The following is a 16,935-nucleotide window of genomic DNA, read 5'->3' as shown; positions in this document are numbered from 1 at the left end:
GGGCCCGGGGGGACCGCCGGCCGCCGGCCTCCGGCCCCGGCCGGCGCGCCGTTCACACCGTCGCGGCCAGTTGCTTCTGCTTCTTCCGCGGGGCGCGTTCGACGAAGGCCACCCGGGGCCGTCCCCGGCGCAGATCGATCTTGAGCCGCAGTCCGCCGATCCGGGCCAGCATCAGCCCGACGGCGAGCGCCGCGCCGGCGGAGATCAGGCCGCCCGCGAGGAAGCCGGTCCGCGCCCCGTGGGCGTCGGTGATCCAGCCGACGAGCGGGGCCCCCAGGGGCGTGCCGCCCATGAAGACCATCATGTACAGGCTCATCACCCGGCCCCGCATGGCGGGGTCGGCCGCGAGCTGCACGGTGGAGTTGGCGGTGACGTTGATCGTCATGCCGAACATGCCGATCGGCACCAGCAGCAGCGCGAAGAGCCAGAAGACGGGGGCCGCGGCCGCGGTGATCTCCAGCAGGCCGAAGAGGAGCGCCGCGCCGACCAGCAGCCGCAGCCGCGAGGTGCCGCGGCGGGCGGCGAGCAGGGCGCCGGCCAGGGAGCCGGCGGCCATCAGGGTGTTGAGCAGGCCGTAGGTTCCGGCGTCGCCGTGGAAGACCTCGTCGACGAAGGCGGTCAGCCAGATCGGGAAGTTGAAGCCGAAGGTGCCGATGAAGCCGACGAGGACGATCGGCCAGAGGAGTTCGGGGCGCCCGGCGACATGGCGCAGCCCGTCCCGGAGCTGGCCCTTGCCGCGCGGGGCGGGCTCGACCTCGTGGAGGTCGTCCCGGCGCATGAGCAGCAGCGCGGCTATGGGCGCGAGGAAGGACAGTCCGTTGGCCAGGAAGGCCCAGCCGCTGCCCACGGCGCTGATCAGCACACCGGCGACGGCGGGGCCGACGAGCCGGGCGGACTGGAAGTTGGCCGAGTTGAGGCTGACGGCGTTGCGGAGGTCGCGCGGACCGACCATCTCGGCGACGAAGGCCTGCCGGGCCGGGTTGTCGACGACGGTGGCCAGCCCGAGCAGCAGCGCCATGAGATAGACGTGCCACACCTGGACGTGCCCGGAGAGGGTCAGGACGGCGAGGGCCAGGCCGGTGAGGCCCATGGCGCTCTGGGTCACCAGGAGCAGCCGCCGCTTGGGAAGCCGGTCGGCGATCACACCGCCGTAGAGGCCCAGCAGCAGCATGGGCAGGAACTGCAGGGCGGTGGTGATGCCGACGGCCGCGGAGGAGCCGGTGAGGGTGAGGACCAGCCAGTCCTGGGCAATGCGCTGCATCCAGGTGCCGGTGTTGGACACCATCTGGCCGCCGGCGAAGAGCCGGTAGTTGCGGATGCGCAGCGAGCTGAACATGCCCCGCCGTTCGGCGGTTCCGGGAGACTCGGGGGTGCCCGCGGTCCCGGGCCCCGGCGGTCCCGGGGTGGAGTCGGGGCCAGGGGTGGGCTCGGGGTGGGGTCGGGGTCGGGAACGGGTGCGGAGTGTGCTCCGGGTCCCGTACTCAAACTGCGTCGCCTCCTCAGCGATCTTCAGCGATCTTCGGCAATCCGGAGGAGTCCTCGGCGGTCTTCGGCGGTCCTCCGGATCCTCGGCGGTGTCCGGCGGATCCCGGCGGTCTCCGCCGCTCGCGCCGCTCTCCGGTGCTCGGCGAGGGCTGCGAGGACCGTTCGTCCTACGTCTCGGCGAGCTTCTCCAGGACGGGCGCGGCCGCGCGGAGTGTGGCCCATTCCTCGTCGCTCAGGCCCTCGCAGAGCTCGGCCAGCCAGGCGTTGCGCTTGCGGCGGCTCTCCTCCAGCATCGACTCGGCCCGTTCGGTCCGGGTGACCACCTTCTGGCGGCGGTCGTCCGGATGGGGCTCCAGCCGGACGAGTCCCTTGGCTTCGAGCAGTGCCACGATGCGGGTCATCGACGGCGGCTGTACGTGCTCCTTGCGGGCCAGTTCGCCGGGGGTGGCGCTGCCGCAGCGGGCGAGCGTGCCGAGGACGGACATCTCGGTGGGGCTGAGCGACTCGTCTACCCGCTGGTGCTTGAGTCTGCGGGAGAGGCGCATCACGGCGGAGCGCAGGGAGTTCACGGCGACCGCGTCGTCGCCGAGGGACAGATCCGACATGTTTGTTAGCGTAACTCATTACCCTAGCTAAATACAATCGGGGTGAGGAAGCCAACAGATGCTCCTCCGAATGGCTGACGGCAGCGCGCCGTGCACCCTTCCCCGGGAACGCCGCAGCGCCCGGAACTCGTGATTCCGGGCGCTGGGGAGCCGGGGCGCGGGCCGCGCCGGGCCGGGAGGCCGGCTGCCGGAGCGGCGGGGTCGCGGACCGGCCCGGTCGGCCGGGGTGTCAGCCGAGGCCGAGGGCCTGCTCGATGGGGCTGAGCAGGAAGTAGACGAGGAAGCAGAGGCCGACGACGTTGAGCAGCCACGGCACGGTGCGGAACTTGCCGGTGGCCGCCCGCAGCAGGATGAACGCCAGCACGCCGAGGCCGATGCCGTTGGTGATGCTGTAGGTGAACGGCATCGCGATCATCGTCAGGAAGGCGGGGGCCGCGATGGTGGGGTCGTCCCACTCGATGGAGCGGATGTTGGCCATCATGATCAGGAAGCCGACGACGACCAGCGCCGGAGTGGCCGCCTGGGACGGCACGATCAGCGCGAGCGGGGTGAAGACCAGGGCCAGCAGGAAGAGGCCGCCGGTCACGATGTTGGCGAGCCCCGTGCGGGCGCCCTCGCCGACGCCCGCGGTGGACTCCACGAAGCAGGTGTTGGCCGAGGCGGAGCCGAAGCCGCCCGCCGCGACGGCCGCGCCGTCCACCATCAGGATCCGTCCCATCCGCGGGACCTGGCCGTCCTTGCTGGTGAGCTTCGCCTCCTCGGAGACGCCGATGATGGTGCCCATCGCGTCGAAGAAGCCGGACAGCAGCACGGTGAAGACGAAGAGCGAGCCGGTGAGCACGCCGACCTGCGAGAAGCCGCCGAAGAGGCTCACCTCGCCGATCAGCCCGAAGTCGGGGGTGCTCACGACGGAGTCGGGCAGCTCGGGCGCGGTGAGGCCCCAAGCGCCCTTCGGTATGTCGGCGACGGCGTTGATGATCAGGGCGAGGACCGTCATCGCGGCGATGCTCAGCAGGATCGCGCCCTTGGTGCGGCGGATGACCAGGACGAACGTCAGCGCGAGGCCGAGCACGAAGACCAGTACCGGCCAGCCCTCCAGCCGTCCGCCGACACCGAGGCCGAGCGGCACGGTGGTGTGGGCGTCGTCCGGGTTGCGGGTGACGAAGCCGGCATCGACCAGACCGATGAGGGTGATGAACAGGCCGATGCCGATCGCGATCGACCGGCGCAGACCGTTCGGGATGGCGTCCAGGACCCGCTGCCGCAGACCGGAGGCGACGAGGATCATCAGCACCAGACCCGCGAGAACCACCATGCCCATCGCGTCCGGCCAGCTCATGACGGGTGCGAGCTGGAGGGAGACCACCGCGTTGATGCCCAGGCCGGCGGCGAGGGCGATCGGGACGTTGCCGATGAGGCCCATCAGGATCGTGGTCAGGCCGGCGATCAGCGCGGTGGCGGTGACGAGCTGCCCGGCATCCAGCTGATGCCCGAACTTGTCCGTGCCGGACCCGAGGATGATCGGGTTCAGTACGACGATGTAGGCCATGGCGAAGAAGGTCGCCAGGCCGCCCCGGATCTCGCGGGAGACACCGGTTCCGCGCTCGGAGAGCTTGAAGAAGCGGTCGAGGCCGTTCGCGGGTCGCGCGGGCGGCTGCTGGTCGACCGGGGTGGTGGCCGGGGAAGACATGACAGGACCTCAGGGGGAGGACGGGGTCTGTGGCGGCGTGGTCGGCCGGCCGGGCAGGACCGTTGACGAGCGGGACGGGACGGAAGGCGCGGAGCGGAACGAAGGCGGGGCGCATCGGCGCCCCAGTTCACCCACCGGACCGGGTTGGACGAAGCTACGAAAGAAACGAGTCAACTCCGGACCGATTCAGTATGAATACATAAGCTTCGGATAGCCAATCTTCGCGCGTAGAACGCCCGGGGCAGCCATCCCGGAACCGCCGTCGTCGGCCGCATAGACTGACCGGCGCCGCACCACCGGCGGCGGAAGCGCAGGGGCTCGTCGGCAGCCGGCAGGACAACGAGACCGCAGCAGTCAGCAGGAACGGGGAACGATGGGCAAGTGGACTCCCACGCGGGAGGCACCGGAGCCGCTGGAGGGGAACGTCGTCGCCGTCGTGACCGGCGGCACCGTCCTGTGGTTCGTGATGTTCCTGGTCCAGATCCCCTTCTACCGCTGGTTCGAGGGGCAGGGGCTGCTGTGGTGGCTGTGGACCTGCCTCGCCGGGGCCGGGCTCGGCCTCTACGGCATCCACTACGTACGCCGCCGCGAGGCCGCCCTCCGGCGCACGGCGGAGGAGCCCCCCGGCGCCCCGGGCCGAGCCGCCCCGACCCGACGGGCCCGCCCGCGGAGCCCGGCTCCGGCGGCGGTCCGGAGTCCGGCAGCGGCGCGGGCTGAGTACGGCGGGCCCGGCACCGGCGGCCGAGGACCCGGCAGGTCACACCCGGCTCGCCGGGACGGCGCCAACGCCCCCGGCCCCGTACGGGTTCCGCCCGCTCCGCCGGGGCGAACCGCCGGAAACGGGACGGAAGACCGCCGCAACCCGCCCGGCCCCCGGAAGCACCCCCGTTTCCCGGTGACCCGGCGGCGCGGGAGCCGTTCGTCCCCGTACCGTCTTCCGCATGACGCATCGCTCCCCACCGACATCGGAGAGCCGGAGCCGGGGACCGCCGACCCCGCCGCCCCGGCTTCTCCCGCCGGAACCGCGGCGCGCACCGCGCAGGTGCCCGCACCCGCACCCACCGCGTCCCCTCCCGCCGCGCCCGCCGCCCCGGCCGCACCCGCCGTGCCCGCCGGGCTGCCCGGGCTGACCCCCGCCGAGGTGGCGGCGCGGATCGCGGCGGGCGAGGTCAACGACGTTCCCGTGCGGTCCTCGCGCTCGACCGCCGACATCGTCCGGGCCAACGTCTTCACACGCTTCAACGCGATCATCGGCGTGCTCTTCCTGATCATTCTGATCGTCGGCCCGATCCAGGACGGCCTGTTCGGCTTCGTCATCATCGCCAACACCGCCATCGGCATCGTCCAGGAGCTGCGCGCCAAGAAGACCCTGGACAACCTCGCCGTGATCAGCGAGGCCCGGCCGGTCGTCCGGCGCGACGGCCACTCCGCCGAGGTGCGGACGGGCGACATCGTCCTCGGCGATCTGGTCGAGATCGGCCCCGGCGACAAGTGCCCCGTCGACGGGGAGGTCGCCGAGGCGGACGGGCTGGAGATCGACGAGTCACTGCTCACCGGCGAGGCCGACCCCGTCCTCAAGCGCCCCGGCGACCCGGTGATGTCCGGCAGTTTCGTGGTCGCGGGCACCGGCGCCTTCACCGCCACCAGGGTCGGCCGGGAGGCGTACGCGGCCCAACTGGCCGAGGAGGCGTCGCGGTTCACCCTCGTCCACTCCGAGCTGCGGAGCGGCATCAGCCAGATCCTCAAATACATCACGTACATGCTGATCCCGGCGGCGATCGGTCTCGTCGTCAGCCAGCTCTTCGTGCAGGACCACGACTGGCGGGAGGCGGTCCGCCGCATGGTCGGCGGCATCGTGCCGATGGTCCCCGAGGGCCTGGTGCTGCTGACCTCGGTGGCCTTCGCGATCGGTGTCATACGGCTGGGCCGCAAGCAGTGCCTGGTGCAGGAGCTGCCGGCCATCGAGGGGCTGGCCCGGGTGGACGTCGTCTGCCTGGACAAGACCGGCACCCTCACCGAGGGCGGCATGGACGTCACCGGCATCCGCGTCCTGGACGGCAGCGGCGAGGAGCGGGTGCGGCACGTCCTCGGCACGCTCGGCGCCTGCGACCCGCGGCCCAACGCCAGCCTGCAGGCCGTCGTCCAGCACTGCCCCGCCCCCGACGGCTGGCGGCACACCGAGACGCTGCCGTTCTCCTCCGCCCGCAAGTACTGCGGCGCGTCGCTCACCGACACCGACGGCGCCACCACCACCTGGCTGCTGGGCGCGCCGGACGTGCTGCTGCCCGCCGGTGATCCGGCGCTGGCCTCGGTGGACGAACTCAACACGCAGGGGCTGCGCGTGCTGCTGCTCGCCCGCACCGGGCAGCCGCTGCTCGACCCGGAGGCGGGCCGCGGCGCGCACCCCGTCGCCCTGGTCGTCCTCGAACAGCGGCTGCGTCCCGACGCCGGGGACACCCTGCGGTACTTCGCGGAGCAGGACGTCGCCGCCAAGGTGATCTCCGGCGACAACGCCGTGTCGGTGGGCGCGGTCGCGGGCAAGCTCGGCCTCCCGGGCGCGGAGACCACGGTCGACGCCCGCCGCCTGCCGGAGGACCGGGAGGCCATGGCGGAGGCGCTGGAGAAGGGCGCGGTCTTCGGGCGGGTCACGCCGCAGCAGAAGCGGGACATGGTGGGCGCCCTGCAGTCCCGCGGCCACACCGTGGCCATGACGGGCGACGGCGTGAACGACGTCCTGGCCCTGAAGGACGCCGACATCGGCGTCTCCATGGGCTCCGGCTCGGAGGCCACCCGGGCCGTCGCCCAGATCGTCCTGCTCAACAACAGCTTCGCCACCCTGCCGTCGGTCGTCGCCGAGGGGCGGCGGGTGATCGGCAACATCACGCGCGTGGCGACCCTCTTCCTGACGAAGACGGTCTACTCCGTGCTGCTCGCGATCCTGGTGGTGAGCTCCCAGGTGCCGTACCCGTTCCTGCCCCGGCATCTGACGCTGATCTCGTCGCTCACCATCGGCATCCCGGCCTTCTTCCTGGCCCTCGCCCCCAACAGGGAGCGGGCGCAACCGCACTTCGTCCGGCGGGTGATGCGGTACGCCGTCCCGGCCGGCCTCATCGCGGGGACCGCGACGTTCACCTCGTACCTGCTGGCCCGGCACCACTACACGGGGCCGGGGGCGCTGGCCGCCGAGACGAGCGCGGCGACGCTGACGCTGTTCCTGATCGCGATGTCGGTGCTCGCGATCGTGGCCCGCCCGTACACGTGGTGGCGGATCGGGCTGGTCGCCACCATGGCGTCCGCCTTCCTGGTCGTGATCGTCACACCGATGCTGCAGCACTTCTTCGCGCTGCGGCTGGTGGGGACGGTGATGCCGTGGACGGCGGTGGGCATCGCGGCGGCCGCGGCGGTACTGATGGAGCTGAGCTGGCGGTGGGTCGGCCGACGCTTCCCGGCCTGAGCGGACGCGCCCGGGTGGGGTGGTGGGGCGGGGCAGGGTGGTTCAGCTCGGCCCCCGTCCGGTCGGGCCGAGGCGAGCGGGACGCGGCAGGTCGGTCAAGCGGGGCCGGGTCAGGTCAGGTCGAGTTCGCCGACGATCTGGTGGCCGCTCATCTCACCCGTCCGCCGGAAGCCGAGCTTCTGGTAGAACGCCTCAGGGCTGCCCTCGCCGGGTGTCCAGGTGACCGTCACCCGGCTCCCGCCCCGCCTGCGGATCTCCTCGCACACGGACTCCACCGCGAACCGGCCGTATCCACGCCCTTGTTCGGCGGCGTCGACAGCCAGCCGCCACAGTCCCGAGCGGGGCCGGTCGCCGGGGTCCTCCGGGTGGAGGCGGACGTCGAAGAAGGCCATCACGAACCCCACCAACCGGTCGCCGTCACAGACCAGCCGGGGCCAGGCGATGTCCGGTTGTGCGTAGGCCTCGGCCAGTGAGCGGGCGACCGGGGCGACGAAACGCTCCTGGTCCGGGCGGACCGCCAGGCGGCACGCGGCCAGAACGTTGTCGGCTGTGACCTTCTCCAGGCGGAGGGGAGACGCAGTCATGCCGCGCACCGTACCGGCGCCGCCCGGGTGGCCGTCCACCCCGTACCGGCGTCCGGCGCGGGCTGGACACCGGGCACGGCTCGGGCAGCGGGCACGGCTCGGGCACGGGCTCGGACTGGCGGACCGCCGCTGGTCCTCCGCCGCGCCCGGTCACCCCGGCACCCCGGCCGCCCCTCCGCTCGGAGGGCCCGAACTCCACGGCGCCCGTGCTCCTGGCACCGGCACCGGCACCGGCACCGGCTCAGTCGAACCAGCGGTCCCGGGCCAGTTCCTCGGTGCGGGACAGGTCCTCCAGCAGGGCCGCTACCTCGAAGCGGCGGGGCCACTGGCCCGCCGCCCAGGCCAGGCCCGCGGCCACGCCCTCCACGGTCGCGGCGTGCACCACGCCGTCGGGGGTGCGGCGCCAGTCGACCTCCACCAGCGGGGCGGCGGACCCCGCCGCGTCCTTCCCGCCGGAGCCGCTCCCGCCCGCGCCGTCCGCGCCGGCTGCTCCTGCGCGGACGAACAGTTCCTCGTACTCGGTGTACGCCTCGGGGGTGCCCGGGCCCAGCAGGACGCGGACCGCCTCCGGGACCTCGCGGATCTCGCCCGCGTCCGGGTCCGCGACCGGGGCCGGGTACGCCTCGCTCAGCCGCCGCACCTGAAGCAGCTCCGCCAGGTCCGCCGCCCGCGCCGGGCTCACCGGGACCAGTGGGCGGTCCTCGGCCAGGGGCAGCAGATCGGGGGCGTCGGCGATCAGGGCGTCGGCGGCGTCCACGACCCGTACGTCGCCCGCCGCGCCGACGACCGCCCGGAGTTCGTCGGGCAGGGTCACCTGTTCGGGGTCGAGGGCGGCCAGGGCGTTGTAGAGGCCGTGCAACTGGCGGGCCCGGACGGGGCGTTCGGGGTCGGCCAGCCGGTTCAGCAGTTCGGCGGCGCCGCCGGGCTCGTCCAGGAGCGCGGCCACGGAGGTCCGGACGCCCAGGGCGCGCAGCACCTGCTCGTCCTCGAAGCCGGTCGCGTCGGCGGCCTCGTAGAGCCCGGCCAGCAGCGGGTCACCGCCCGCCGCGCGCAGTCCGGCGGGACGGCGGCCGTCGAGCACCGGGTGCCCGCGCAGCCACCAGGCGGTGTACGGGCGGACGGTCTCGGTGGTGCCGTCCGGGAGAAGGACGCGCACGGGCTGGGTCAGCGCGTCGCGCAGCGGCGGCCGGGCGAGCAGGGCGAGGGCCCGGGGCCAGGCGTCGTCGTCGACGAGGTCCAGGTCGCGCACGGCCGTGATCTCGGTGGCGACGGGCGGCACGGGGCTGTCGGGGAGCTGGTCGAGGACGTCCTCGCACCAGACGTCGACGGAGTCGAGGAGCCCCGTGTCGTCGGGCTCGGCGTAGTCGCTGTCGCGCGGTTCGAGCTCGTCCGGGTCGAGGACCACGTCGGTCGCGCGGACGAGGGCGAAGGTCGACTGCACGCCGACGGCCGCCAGGGTCTCGGGGCCCCAGCGCCCGGCGAGGCCGGCGTCGCAGGCGGCGAGTTCGCCCTCGCGGATGACCTGCTCGAAGTCGCTTCCGGGGAAGACGAGTTCACCGGCCGGGGCGAGTTCGCCCTCCTCGTCGGGGAGGGCGAGGGCGCCGAGCCAGGGCTCGTCGTCGGGAGCGAGGCCCGCCTCGCGGACGAGACCGAGTACGGCCTCCGCCAGTTCCTCGGCGTCGAGGGTGTCCTCGTCCCAGACGTCCTCGCTGTCGAGGGACGCGGCGACGGCCGCCCGCACCTGCGGGGTCGTCAGGACGGCGCGGGGCGAGGCGGGGAGGGCGCCCAGCTTCTCCAGCAGCGGGTGGGCGGCATCGGGGTGGGCGACCTTGAGGCCGAGGCGGGCGAGGGTGGCGGCGCTGGGGCCGCGGCCCGGTCCCGCCGCTCCCCGGCGGCTCCGTCCGTGCCGGCTCCGCCCGCGCCCGCTCCGTCCGCGCCGTGCTCCTCGCCCGGCAGCGGCAGCAGGACCTGGCGCGGGCCGATGGTGGTCCGGCCGTCGGCGAGCGGTACGGGGAGGCCGCTGAGCCGCTCCGGATCGGTGCCGGCCAGGCTGTCGTAGAGCCGCCGCCACCAGGACGGGGAGCGCTCGACGCCCGCGAGCCGGTCGACGGCCTCGCCGAGCGGCACCCGCACCACGCCCAGGCTGCGCAGCTCGGGGCGGCGCTCCAGGCCGGCGGGGAGCAGGCCGGGGAACAGTTCGGCGAGCACCCGCACGGTCTCGGCCCCGGCGCCCTCGACGATCTCGGCGTCGACGGGACGGAGCCGCACGGGACGCGGGCCCCGGCCGCTTCGGCGCCGGTGCCGGTCCCGGCGGTGCCCGCTCCCCGCCCGCTCCCCGCCGCTCCGGCGGACGTGCGCGCTCCCGTGCCGGCACCGCCGCCGAAGCCCGGGAACGTCTCCAACTCCCCGTCCGCGGCCGGCTCTTCCGGCCCCTCGGCCGCCGTGCCCGCGCCCGCCAGGAACGGCACCCGCGGCAGCAGCCGCAGCACCTCCGCGCGCAGCCGTCCGTCCAGCCCGCCCTTGCCGAGCGGGCCGGGTACCAGGTCGATCGTGCCGGTGGAGAGCGGCTGCCAGGCGCGGAGCAGCTCCGCGTACGTCTCGGCGGCGCGGGCCGTCAGGAAGTCGGTGAGCGGGCCGGGCGCGGTGTGCCGGCGGGTGGGCTCCAGCGGGAAGGAGCCGACGAGCAGCGCGGGCAGGCCCAGCGGTTCCTCGGTCGGGGTCGGCGCGTGCACCACGGACGCCGTGGCGGGCCGGGCCGGGGCGCCCTCCGCGTCGACCGGGACGGCCCAGGTGACCGACCAGAAGGGGCGCAGCCGCTCCTCCACCGGACGGTCGGCGAGCAGTCCGGGCTCCAGCCGGCCCCCGGAGGAGGCGGTGCGCCAGCGGGTGGTGCCGCGCGCGCTGTCCTCGACGACGGTGTACGGGCCGTCCTGGCGGCGCGTCAGCGTCCGCGCTTCCTCCTCGGGGATCTCGATGACGATCTCGTCGAGGCCGGGGAGCGTCAGCAGCAGCGCGTCGTCGACTCCGGCGAGGAGGCGCTCCGCCAGGTCCTCGGCCGCGCCGTCGCGCAGGGGCAGCACGACGGCCGTGTCGTAGCCGACGGGCGCGGAGCCCTCGGCGGGCAGCGGCAGGCGCAGCAGCGGGACGTGGCCGTCGCGCCGGCGCAGCTCGTCGGCCAGGCCGGGGCTCGCGCCGGCCGCCTCGGCCGCCAGGTCGCGCGCCTCGGCGAGGGACCACCGGACGCTTCCGCTGCGGCTGATCACGGCGGGCTCGTCGCTCACGGCCAGGACGGCGGCGAAGCCGACGCCGAAGCGGCCGACGGACGGCGTGCCCTCCCCCTCCCGCCACTCGTCGCGCTTGGCGGAGGCACGCAGGGTGGCCAGCGACTCGACGCCGTCGGCGTCGAGCGGGGCCCCGGTGTTGGCGGCGGCCAGGACGGCGGGGCTGTCGCCCTCGGCCGGGTGCACGGTGAGGCGGAGCCGGCCGGGGACGCCGGTGCGGGCGGCCGCGTCGGCCGCGTTCTGGGCGAGTTCGACAACGAGCCGGTCGCGGTAGCCGCCGAGCGCCAGGTCCTCCTCGGCGTTGGCATCCTCGCGGAACCGCGCGGGCGAGGCGGCCCAGGCGTCCAGCACACCGCGTCGCAGCCGCGCCGTTCCGTACGGGTCGTGCCCGCCGGCCGCCGCTCGCACCATCGCCGTGCCGCTCACGTGTCGCTCCTTCTCCCGGGTGCCGTCGCGCGTCTGTGCTTCTGCCCATCGGCGCATGCGTTGTGTCCGTGCATCCGTGCATCCGTGCAGTGGCTGCCAGCGCCGAACGTACCGCCTCCGGCCCGCCGGCGGCTCCGCAGCCCCCTTCGGCGGGCCCGGGGCCGGCGGTGCGCCGGCGCCGGCCGGGGGAGGCGGAGAGGCGGCGGAACGGAGGGATGCCGGGCCGGGAGCCCGGGGCTGTGGCCCGCACGGCCCCGGGCTCGACCGGCGGCCGGCCGGGCGCGAGAGATCCGGACGGTCGCGGTCCGGCGTGGATTCCGGCTTCCGGGTCCGGGTCCGGATCCGGGCAGTGGCCGGCCCGGCTCCGGCTCGGGCTCGGGCTCCTGCTGACGGTGGGAGGACCGCCTTCGCCCGCAGCACGGCCCTTCCGCAACCGGAACGCGGGCAGAGCACTTCGGCAACGGCACCCGGCCGCTCCGACCCCGGCGGCCGGGCACCACCGCGCGGGGCACGGGCATGGAACGGGCCGGGCACGCACCGGGCCCGGGCACACCCCGGCCACGGGCCCGCCGACGGGCCCGCGTGTACCGGGCGCATCCCCGGCCACGCCCCGAGCGGGCCCCGGGCAGCCGCCCGGGCCGCCTGGCGGGGCCGCGTCAGGAGCGGCCGTGGTCCTCCGCCGGGGCGGTGTCCTGTGCCGGATCGGCGTCCTCCGCCGTGCCGTCACCCGGCCGGTCGGGCCGCAGTGGCATCGGGTCCACCTTGGTCTCGTCGATCACGGGCGGCGCCGGACGCGGCGGTTTCGGCATGACGGCCGCCTCGGAGTGGCCCCCGCAGCCGTACGTCAGGGAGACGACGTGGCCGTCCGCCGGGCTGAACTCGTTGGCGCACACACCGAAGGCCTGCCGGAGCGAACCGGTCAGCGGTACCAGGAAGCCGCAGGTCATGCAGGCGGCGGGGGCCGCCTGGGCCATGGCGGTGCCCGACCCGTACGACTCGTCCCAGCGGTCGGCGGCGGTGTGCAGCCCATAGCGGGAGAGCACCCGGGCCCGGCCCATGCCGAGCTCCGTGGCGACGGCCGCGAGGGTGCCGGACGCGCGGGCCGGGGACGGCTGGGCGGCGGGCGGGCCCGCGCTGACGTCGGCGTCCTCGGCCGCGATGCGCTCCTCCATCTCCTCCGAGAGGGGGGAGTCGGGCGGCGGCAGGTCCTCGCCGGTGTAGCCGGGTTCCAGGCGGAGGTCGTCGGCCTCGGTGGGGAGCAGGTCGCCGGGGCCCAGGTCGCCGGGGCGGAGCCGTTCGCTCCAGGGCACCCACTCGGGGGCCAGCAGGGCGTCGTCCCCGGGGAGCAGGACCGTCTCGTCGATCGTGACATTCTTGGCGCGTGCGGCCCGGGCGACGGTGACCGCCCAGCGCCAGCCGCGGTACGCCGGCTCCAGGCAGGCGAAGGAGTGGGTCACGACCCGGTCGCCGTCCGCGACCGCCCCCAGGTGCTCGCCGACGGCCGCCTCACCCGCGGCCGCCACCGCCTCGGCGCGGGCCATGTCGACCGCCTCGGCGCACAGACGGTCCGGGGTACGGCTTCGCATCGTCGCAGCACTCACAATGAATCGATTCTCTCCTACGCCGTCTCACGGGTGCGCCGGCCGACCGTGCCGAAACGGCGGGCTGGGGGGAGGCGCGGGCGGAGCGGACCGTGGGGCCGCGTCGACGTCCGCACCCGACCGGACCCGGGCGCACCTCCTGCGAACCATTCTGCGGGATCGTGGACAGGCACGCGGCCGGGAACGACAGCCGGTGGCGCATTATGTGCACGCTACCCCCATGACCGGCACTCGGCCCACCCTGCCCTCCTCTTCCGCCCGGCTCGGGCCCGCCGCACCGGTTCGTCCGCCCCGGCGGCGCGGGTCCGTCACGCCTCCTCCCCCCTCGTCCCTCCTCCCTCCGCCGTCCGGTGACAGAGCCGGGACGCGTCGAGCGAAACGGCCATGCGGTGACGGAGTTGGGGCAGGATGGCGGAGTGGCAACCGACCGGCCGTGCGATGCGAACGGCCCGCTCCCCAGCCGAGCGGGCCGGAGGCCGGTATGTCCCGGCTGAGGGGTTTCGTGTCGGGACTCGGCCGCTTCGGCCGCGCGCTGCGCTTTCCGTTCGCGGCGAGCGGCCGGCACATCCGGCGCGCGACGCACGCGCAGGGCGCGGGTGAGTCCGGCCTCGGCAAGCTGATCGAACTGCACGCCGTGAACTCGGCCGGCGACATGATGATCACCATCGCGCTCGCCTCCACGGTCTTCTTCTCCGTGCCGACGGACGAGGCCCGCGGCCGGGTGGCGCTCTATCTGGCGATCACGATGGCGCCGTTCACGCTGCTCGCCCCGGTCATCGGCCCGGTTCTGGACCGGCTGCCGCACGGGCGGCGCGCGGCGATGGCCGCCGCCATGCTGGTCCGGGCGCTGCTGGCCCTGGCCCTGTCGGGCGCGGTGGCGACGGGCGGCCTGGAGCTGTATCCGGCGGCGCTCGGGGTACTCGTCGCCTCGAAGGCGTACGGGGTGGTGCGGTCGGCCGTCGTGCCCAGGCTGCTGCCGTCACAGATCGCCCTGGTGAAGGCCAACTCCCGGGTGACGCTCGCCGGTCTGCTCGCCACGGGCGTGGCCGCGCCCATCGGGGCGGGGCTGCAGGTGGTCGGGCTCGCCTGGCCGCTCTACGGGGCGTTCGCGGTGTTCATCGCCGGCACCTTCCTGTCCTTCTCGCTGCCGCCCAAGGTGGACTCGGCGAAGGGCGAGACGGCGGCCCCGTTCTTCGAACACGGAAGCCCGCACGGCTGGGCGACCGGCGCGCCGGCCCGGGCGCTGACCGCGGACCCGGGTCCGGGTTCGGTTCCGGACGTGACGGATACGGCGAAGGCGGAGACCGGGGGCGCGGCAGAGGCGGCGGGCGGGCCGGGCGCACGGCCCGCACGCGTCCACCCGGCGGGGCTGCACGCCCGGGCCGACGGCGGGTACGGCACGGAGACCGGCGGTGAGTACCACGCCGGCGGGGCGGGTGGCGACGGCCCCGCGCGGGACGGGGACACGGCCGCGCTCCCCGTCACCGGCGCCGTGCCGCACGGCGCGGCCCCGGGGCCCCGCGGCGGCGGGCCGGACCCCGGCCTCGGTGATGCCCCCTCCGACGGCCCGGGGGGCACCCCGCACGCCGGCTCCGGTGGCGCCCCGTCCGACAGCCCGGGTGACGCCCCGTCCGCCGGCTCCGGCTCCACCTCCGGCGACCGGGCGAAGCGGCCCGGGCTGCGCTCCGTCGGCCCGTCCGTCCTGCACGGACTGCAGGCCAACACCGCGCTCCGCGCGCTCTCCGGGTTCCTGATCTTCTTCCTCGCGTTCCTGCTCCGCGAGGAGCCGCTGGACGGGCAGAGCGCCGCCGTCTCCCTCGGCATCGTCGGCGTCGCGGCCGGGACGGGCAACGCCCTCGGCACCGCCATCGGCGCCTGGCTGAAGGACCGGGGGCCCGAGGCGATCATCGCCACGGTGCTGGCGCTCGCCCTCGCCGTGACGATCATGTCCGCCGTGCTGTTCAGCACCGTGGCCCTGGCCCTCGTCGCGGCGGTGGCCGGGCTGTCGCAGGCGCTGGCCAAGCTGTCGCTGGACGCGATGATCCAGCGGGACGTCCCCGAGCGGGGGCGGACCTCCGCCTTCGCCCGCTCGGAGACGCTGCTCCAGATGTCCTGGGTGGTGGGCGGCGCGATCGGCATCGCCCTGCCGCTCCACGGCGTCCTCGGCATGGCGGTGGCGGCGGCGCTGGTGGCCACGGGCGCGGCCGCGACCGTACGGGGGCTGCTGGCGGCCACGCGGCGTGGCACGCCGCACCCCCGCGTGGCGTGAGCAGGGCGGAACGATAGCCTTCGGGCATGACCGTTGCCACGCGGCCGAGCCGCAATCCGATGCCGTCACGGGGACGCGGGCGTCGTGCCGCCGGCGCCCTCGCAGCCGTGTCCCTCGGGCTCGCCGCCCTGGTCGCCTGCGAGAAGCCGACGCCGATGGCGACGGTCACCGCGGGCTCGGACTCGGTGTCCAGTGAGGCCGCCTGCTACAACGACGGCAAGAAGCTCGCCCAGAAGGAGCTCAACGACTGCCTGGGCCGGGGCGGCGAGGAGCTGACCGTCAGCGACGCCGAGCGCGTCCGCATCGGCGTCGACCCGGAGATCGCCGAGTCCGGCTGGGCCATGGTCGTCAACGGCCAGGGCGTCATGCCCGAGGCCTCCGAGGACACGTACCGCTCCTTCGACCACGACGAGATCTTCGCGCCGCGCCAGGGCCAGTCGGGCGGCGCCGAGGTGCCGAAGACGGCGAAGGTCACGATCGTCGAGGTCGACAAGAAGGGCGAGGCCAGGGGCACTTGGTCGTTCACCCTGAAGCGGGAGTCCTGACGGACCGCCGCTCTCCCCACCGCCCGGAGCCCGGTGCGGCGGTCCGCCGCACCTGCGGGAGTGACCGCTGATGCGCGTACTCGTCGTGACGGCCGTACCGGCCGAGGCCGATGCGGTGCTGGCGGGACTGGACCGAGGGCACGGCGCGGGAACCCCCGTCCGCGAACTGCCGCTCCCCGGGTACCTCCTGCGCCGCCACGGGAGCGGGACGGCGGAGGAGTGTGTACCGGCGGAAGACGGCGTGCCCCCCGCTGCCGGTCCGGCTCCCGCGGCCGGAGCGCCCCACGCGGTCGATGTCCTGTCCGCCGGGGTCGGGCCCGCGGCCGCGGCGGCCGGGACCGCCTCGGCGCTCACCGCCGCCGCGCTGACCGGGCAGCCGTACGGCCTCGTCGTGTCGGCCGGGATAGGCGGTGGTTTCCCCGGTACCGCCCCGCTCGGCTCCGTCGTGGTGGCGGACGCGATCGTCGCCGCGGATCTGGGGGCGCGGACCCCGGACGGCTTCCTGCCCGTCGACCGGCTCGGCTTCGGCCGGTCCGTCCATCCGCCACCGCCGGACACCGCCCGCCGGACCGCTGAAACCCTGGCCACAGCGGGCCTGACCGTGGCGCTGGCCCCCGTCCTCACCGTCTCCACCGTGACCGGCGACGAGACCCGCGCCGCCGAGCTGGCGGCCCGTCATCCCGGGGCCGGGGCGGAGGCCATGGAAGGCTTCGGAGTGGCCGAGGCGGCGACCGCCCACGGGCTGCCGGTGCTGGAGATCCGGACGGTCTCCAACCCCGTCGGCCCGCGCGACCGCGCCGCCTGGCGCATCCCCGAGGCCCTGACCGCTCTCACGGACACCTTCGCCGTCCTGACGCGGCCGGGGCCGGCGACGGCCTTCCGGGCCGGGCCCTCCTCGGGCCCCGGCGACGGCGGCCACCGGGGCACATCCGGGAACGCGCCCGCGGCAGGCACGGCGGAGACGGCGGTCACGGCGGATCGATCAGGCGCAGCAG

9 protein-coding genes and 2 pseudogenes are annotated in these 16,935 nt (G+C 75.1%); 5 read left to right on the top strand and 6 right to left on the bottom strand.

The genetic code is table 11. The features are described from left to right. Positions 1–52: 52 nt before the first annotated feature. The 3 genes from E4N63_RS18185 to E4N63_RS18175 form a co-directional block, all read right to left on the bottom strand. Positions 53–1,507 (bottom strand): MFS transporter, encoded by a 1,455-nt coding sequence (locus E4N63_RS18185; protein ID WP_230242541.1) that lies wholly within the window; start codon positions 1,505–1,507, stop codon positions 53–55. A gap of 145 nt (positions 1,508–1,652) precedes the next feature. After that, positions 1,653–2,090 carry a MarR family winged helix-turn-helix transcriptional regulator gene (locus tag E4N63_RS18180; protein WP_125627005.1) on the bottom strand — a complete coding sequence of 146 codons (438 nt, stop codon included), beginning with the start codon at positions 2,088–2,090 and terminating at the stop codon, positions 1,653–1,655. 229 nt (positions 2,091–2,319) lie between these two features. Beyond that, on the bottom strand, positions 2,320–3,780 hold the full coding sequence (locus tag E4N63_RS18175; RefSeq protein WP_125627004.1) for an NCS2 family permease: 1,461 nt from the start codon (positions 3,778–3,780) through the stop codon (positions 2,320–2,322). 373 nt (positions 3,781–4,153) lie between these two features. Here E4N63_RS18175 and E4N63_RS30660 point away from each other — a divergent pair. Both E4N63_RS30660 and E4N63_RS18165 read left to right on the top strand, forming a co-directional pair. Further along, a pseudogene (locus E4N63_RS30660) lies at positions 4,154–4,375 on the top strand (DUF2530 domain-containing protein); the annotation flags it as partial. A gap of 510 nt (positions 4,376–4,885) precedes the next feature. Beyond that, complete coding sequence (locus E4N63_RS18165) at positions 4,886–7,234, top strand: cation-translocating P-type ATPase (protein ID WP_230242539.1); 2,349 nt, start codon at positions 4,886–4,888, stop codon at positions 7,232–7,234. 110 nt (positions 7,235–7,344) lie between these two features. On the opposite strand, the gene E4N63_RS18160 is transcribed toward E4N63_RS18165, so the two are convergent. The 3 genes from E4N63_RS18160 to E4N63_RS18150 form a co-directional block, all read right to left on the bottom strand. After that, positions 7,345–7,818 (bottom strand): GNAT family N-acetyltransferase, encoded by a 474-nt coding sequence (locus E4N63_RS18160; RefSeq protein WP_125626851.1) that lies wholly within the window; start codon positions 7,816–7,818, stop codon positions 7,345–7,347. 1,553 nt (positions 7,819–9,371) lie between these two features. Next, positions 9,372–11,510, bottom strand: a complete 2,139-nt coding sequence (locus E4N63_RS31530) for a sacsin N-terminal ATP-binding-like domain-containing protein (protein ID WP_374112877.1) — start codon at positions 11,508–11,510, stop codon at positions 9,372–9,374. 671 nt (positions 11,511–12,181) lie between these two features. Beyond that, positions 12,182–13,126, bottom strand: a complete 945-nt coding sequence (locus tag E4N63_RS18150; protein WP_230241175.1) for a DUF3027 domain-containing protein — start codon at positions 13,124–13,126, stop codon at positions 12,182–12,184. A 481-nt stretch (positions 13,127–13,607) separates the two neighbouring features. On the opposite strand from E4N63_RS18150, the gene E4N63_RS18145 reads away from it, so the two are divergent. The 3 genes and pseudogenes from E4N63_RS18145 to E4N63_RS18135 form a co-directional block, all read left to right on the top strand. Further along, positions 13,608–15,395 (top strand): hypothetical protein, encoded by a 1,788-nt coding sequence (locus E4N63_RS18145; RefSeq protein WP_230241174.1) that lies wholly within the window; start codon positions 13,608–13,610, stop codon positions 15,393–15,395. Positions 15,396–15,421: 26 nt separating this feature from the next. Continuing rightward, positions 15,422–15,940 carry a hypothetical protein gene (locus E4N63_RS18140; RefSeq protein WP_228429480.1) on the top strand — a complete coding sequence of 173 codons (519 nt, stop codon included), beginning with the start codon at positions 15,422–15,424 and terminating at the stop codon, positions 15,938–15,940. Positions 15,941–16,010: 70 nt separating this feature from the next. Beyond that, positions 16,011–16,784, top strand: a pseudogene (locus E4N63_RS18135) (futalosine hydrolase); the annotation flags it as partial. Positions 16,785–16,935 lie beyond the last annotated feature (151 nt).

The sequence above is a fragment of the Streptomyces sp. MNU89 genome, assembly GCF_020982505.1.
In the GTDB taxonomy this organism is placed as follows: Bacteria; Actinomycetota; Actinomycetes; order Streptomycetales; family Streptomycetaceae; genus Streptomyces; species Streptomyces xinghaiensis.
Note: the sequence above shows the minus strand (reverse complement) of the source record. Positions and strands in the feature narration are given on the sequence as shown.

Bases quoted from the DNA above. Each gene is read 5' to 3' on its own strand.
- E4N63_RS18175 (WP_125627004.1), bottom strand. From the start codon at position 3,780: ATGTCTTCCCCGGCCACCACCCCGGTCGACCAGCAGCCGCCCGCGCGA.
- E4N63_RS18140 (WP_228429480.1), top strand. From the start codon at position 15,422: ATGACCGTTGCCACGCGGCCGAGCCGCAATCCGATGCCGTCACGGGGA.
- E4N63_RS18180 (WP_125627005.1), bottom strand. From the start codon at position 2,090: ATGTCGGATCTGTCCCTCGGCGACGACGCGGTCGCCGTGAACTCCCTG.
- E4N63_RS31530 (WP_374112877.1), bottom strand. From the start codon at position 11,510: ATGGTGCGAGCGGCGGCCGGCGGGCACGACCCGTACGGAACGGCGCGG.
- E4N63_RS18145 (WP_230241174.1), top strand. From the start codon at position 13,608: ATGTCCCGGCTGAGGGGTTTCGTGTCGGGACTCGGCCGCTTCGGCCGC.
- E4N63_RS18160 (WP_125626851.1), bottom strand. From the start codon at position 7,818: ATGACTGCGTCTCCCCTCCGCCTGGAGAAGGTCACAGCCGACAACGTT.